Annotated in this window: 4 protein-coding genes; all 4 read left to right on the forward strand. The window is 34.9% G+C overall.

The features are described 5' to 3' along the window. Positions 1 to 134 precede the first annotated feature (134 nt). The 4 genes from GSY74_RS10930 to GSY74_RS09085 all read left to right on the forward strand — a co-directional run bounded on the left by GSY74_RS10930 (position 135) and on the right by GSY74_RS09085 (position 3,600). Entirely contained in the window at positions 135 to 629 is a 495-nt protein-coding gene (locus GSY74_RS10930; protein ID WP_255494595.1) for a type II secretion system protein, read from the forward strand. Between the two features lie 104 nt (positions 630 to 733). Beyond that, a complete protein-coding gene (locus GSY74_RS09075; protein WP_164664786.1) occupies positions 734 to 1,207 on the forward strand; it encodes a prepilin-type N-terminal cleavage/methylation domain-containing protein in 474 nt (157 codons plus the stop codon). A gap of 18 nt (positions 1,208 to 1,225) precedes the next feature. Further along, positions 1,226 to 1,666 (forward strand): type II secretion system protein, encoded by a 441-nt coding sequence (locus GSY74_RS10935; protein WP_255494594.1) that lies wholly within the window; start codon positions 1,226 to 1,228, stop codon positions 1,664 to 1,666. 44 nt (positions 1,667 to 1,710) lie between these two features. Next, positions 1,711 to 3,600: a primosomal protein N' gene (locus GSY74_RS09085; protein ID WP_164664787.1), complete on the forward strand. Its 1,890-nt coding sequence runs from the start codon at positions 1,711 to 1,713 to the stop codon at positions 3,598 to 3,600. Positions 3,601 to 3,670: the final 70 nt, after the last annotated feature.

Here is a 3,670-nt window from a genome sequence, read left to right on the forward strand (position 1 = left end):
AAAATATTTTAATAGTTTAAGAATTTTATAAACGATTTTACTCTATAATTTGAATGTTTCATAAAAAACAGATTGTAACTAAAAAATTTAAGGAGTATTTTATGACAAACACAACAACAACTAACAACCCTCAGATGAGAAAAGGTTTTACAATGATTGAATTAATCTTTGTAATTGTAATTATTGGTATTTTGGCAGCAGTGGCTATTCCACGATTGGCAGCTACTAGAGATGATGCTAAGATTTCTAAGATGGCAAATGCTATTCAGACTGCAAAAAGTGAGCTATCTGCTAGAATGATCGCTACAAATGATATTCCAAATGATGCAGGAGATGCAGCACAAATACGAGCAGCTGTTGTAGACTACTCTAATACTATTGCAGAGGGTGTTCTAAGTGAAGATATTAATATTAGTAGTGCAGATATTAACACAACTACTATTGATTTCATTGATACAGATGGTGGAAATGTAATATGTAAAAGTCTTGTTATATCTGGTAATAGAACTACAGATACTGTAGAGTTGCAACTAACTGTACAGACTACTGGAACAGCAATTTGTCGTGGTGTAGATGGTTTGGTACAAGATACTAATATCACAATTGGTGGTAGTCAAGTAACTTACTAATAATTCTTAATTTAGTGTATCTCTATCTTATATAGAGATACATTTTATATTCTTAAGTTTAAATCTAATTGAACTTAAAAATATAAAATAGACAAAGCTGACATATGAATAGAACAAAAAAAGCATTTACAATGATTGAGATAATTTTTGTTATTGTTATTGTAGGTATTTTGTCACTTATTGCTCTTCCAAAACTTGCAGTTACTAGGGCTGATGCAAAGATTGCAAAACTTACAAAAGCTATTCAAACAACACAATCAGAGATTATCCTATCCATTATTTCACAAAATCGTATACCTCAAAATCAACAAGAGTTAGAGAGTGTATCAAGTACTATTACAGAGTTGTCACCTGACTATACTATTAAAGTAGTTAATAATAAAAGTATACAATTTATAGATACAGATAGTGGTGGAGAGGTGTGTAAAGTTTTAACTATTAATGATTCAGATATTAGTAGAGTTACTTTAGAGTACTCAAATGGTTTAGGAGGAGGAGTTATCTGCAAAGGGGTAAGAGAGCTGATACCTAATATAAGTTCTGATTTTGTTATTGCAGGGAATGCAGTAGTTTATTAAAATAGAAGGATAAATTATATGAAAAATAAAAAAGCGTTTACAATGATAGAGTTAGTATTTGTAATAGTAATTATAGGAATATTAGCTTCCGTAGCTATTCCAAGATTGGCAGCGACTAGAGATGATGCAGAGGTTGCAAAAGCTAGGACGATGGTAGCATCAGTTAGAAATGCAATTGCTATGGAGAGACAGAAACGAATACTTCGTGGTAATTTCGACCCGATTACTGCTGTAGGTGGTAATGCAGGGGTAGTTTTTGGTAATTTTGATGCGAATATTACTCTGCCAATGGTTTTAGAGTATCGTGAGCTGAACAGTACAAACAAAGGTAATTGGTCATTAACAGGAGGTACTTATCGATACCATGGGGGTTCAATTGGCAATGTTGATTTTAATATAGTTAATGGTCGTTTTGTTTGTAATGATGCTACCGATGGTTGTCAGCAGTTGACTCGTTGATTTTATGGTATAATCTTCTTTGATTTTTAATTGAGGAGATTTTTATCTACTACTTCCAAGTAACCCTCTATCGTTCATCTGCACCAATACTTACTTATCATTATGATAAACCACTTCAAATAGGTCAACTGGTAGAGGTTCCTGTTCATTCTAAAGTTAAATTGGCGATGGTTCTTGATGAGGTTGAGAAGCCTGAGGAGTTTGAGACTTCTGTTATAAACAGTATTTTAGATACATATTATGATTCTAAACAGATTGAGATTGCTAAGTTTATTTCTGAATATTATTTTAGCTCTTTGGGTGAGGCGATTGCGTTGTTTATACCATTTTGTAGGTCGGGCTGCCCTCTGCCCGACAATAAAAAATTGCAAAAAGAGAAAGATGGTGTAGAGTGTCGGGTAGGGGGCAGCCCGACCTACGCGTTGCCAACATTATCTGCAGATCAACAACGAGCATATAAGAGATTATTAAAAAAAGATAGAGCTTTACTCTTTGGCGTAACAGGTTCAGGAAAAACAGAAATATTTATCTCTCTAATGGCAAAAAACATTGAAGAGGGAAAACAGTGTATCTTTCTTATGCCTGAAATATCTCTAACTCCACAGATGCAAAATAGATTAGAAAAATATTTTGGCAAAAGAGTAGTGATGTGGCATTCTAAGTTAACCAAAAAACAGAAAGATAAAATATTAGAGTCTATCTATAGTGGAGATGTGGACATCGTAGCAGGGGCAAGGTCGGCTCTATTTACTCCAATTGAAAATATAGGTTTAATAATCGTAGATGAGGAGCATGATGATAGCTACAAATCTATGATGAAACCTCGTTATCACGCTAGAGATATGGCTATCTATATGGGTAGTAAATTAGGGGCTAAGGTCGTTTTAGCAAGTGCCACGCCATCTTTAAGCTCTTATCATAAATATCCTATAGTCAGACTCAAAAAGCCTTTTATAGAGACTCAAAAAAACTACTATTTTGTCAAGGGTTCAACTCTGACTAATGGGATGATAAAAAAGATAGATGAAAATTTTAGGGCAGGGGAGCAGTCACTTCTATTTGTACCTACACGGGGAAATTTCAAATATCTATATTGCAAAAAGTGTGGAAAGACTCATCTCTGTCCCTACTGTTCGGTGGGGATGGCACTGCATCGTTATGTGCGACATCTAAAGTGTCACTACTGTAACTATACGGAGGCTATTAGAGAGAGTTGTACCTATTGTGGTCACACTCCAATGAGTAGTGAACGGATGGGAACTGTTGAGGCTAAAGAGATGATAAATAGTTCTATTAAAGATATTGTTATTGAGCAGTTTGATAGGGATAGTATTACTACAGCTAGTAAGCTTAAAAAGGCTCTGAAACGGTTTGAGTCCAAAGAGAGTCACCTTTTGCTTGGTACACAGATGCTTAGTAAAGGGCATGACTATGCCAATATCACGCTTAGTATTATTTTAGGATTAGATTATATTTTGGGTTTAAGTGATTATAGAGCTAGAGAGAGGGCGATGAGTTTGTTGATTCAGATTGCAGGGCGTTCAGGAAGGGCTAAGAGTGCCAATGTTTTGATACAATCTTCTAATGCTGATTTTTTTAAGCTCTATCTAAATGATTATGAGGAGTTTTTAAAAGATGAGATGGAGTTTGTAAGAGATTTTTATCCTCCTTTTGTCTCCTTGGCTAGGATTTTGATTTCGCATGTTAAAGATGAGAAAGCTTCTAAAATTGCTCTTGATACGGTGATGAAATTAAAGGAGTTTTCTGCTGTGGAGATAGTGGGGCATGGTAAGGCTCCTGTGGAGAGGATTGCCAATAAGTATAGGTATCATATTTTGCTGAGGTGTGAAAAACGAATGCCATTGCTTAAGGCACTTCATGCTATAAACTCTCCTCTAATTGAGATTGATAATGACCCAGTAGAATTTTCATAAATACGCGTAGGTCGGGCTGCCCTCTGCCCGACATAAATATGCATATAAAATAAAAACAAACAAAATAGAT

Source organism: Sulfurovum sp. bin170 (assembly GCF_010892395.1).
Taxonomy (GTDB): Bacteria; Campylobacterota; Campylobacteria; order Campylobacterales; family Sulfurovaceae; genus UBA1140.

Coding starts and splice junctions, on each gene's coding strand:
- GSY74_RS10930 (WP_255494595.1), top strand. CDS start 135: ATGAGAAAAGGTTTTACAATGATTGAATTAATCTTTGTAATTGTAATT.
- GSY74_RS09075 (WP_164664786.1), top strand. CDS start 734: ATGAATAGAACAAAAAAAGCATTTACAATGATTGAGATAATTTTTGTT.
- GSY74_RS10935 (WP_255494594.1), top strand. CDS start 1,226: ATGAAAAATAAAAAAGCGTTTACAATGATAGAGTTAGTATTTGTAATA.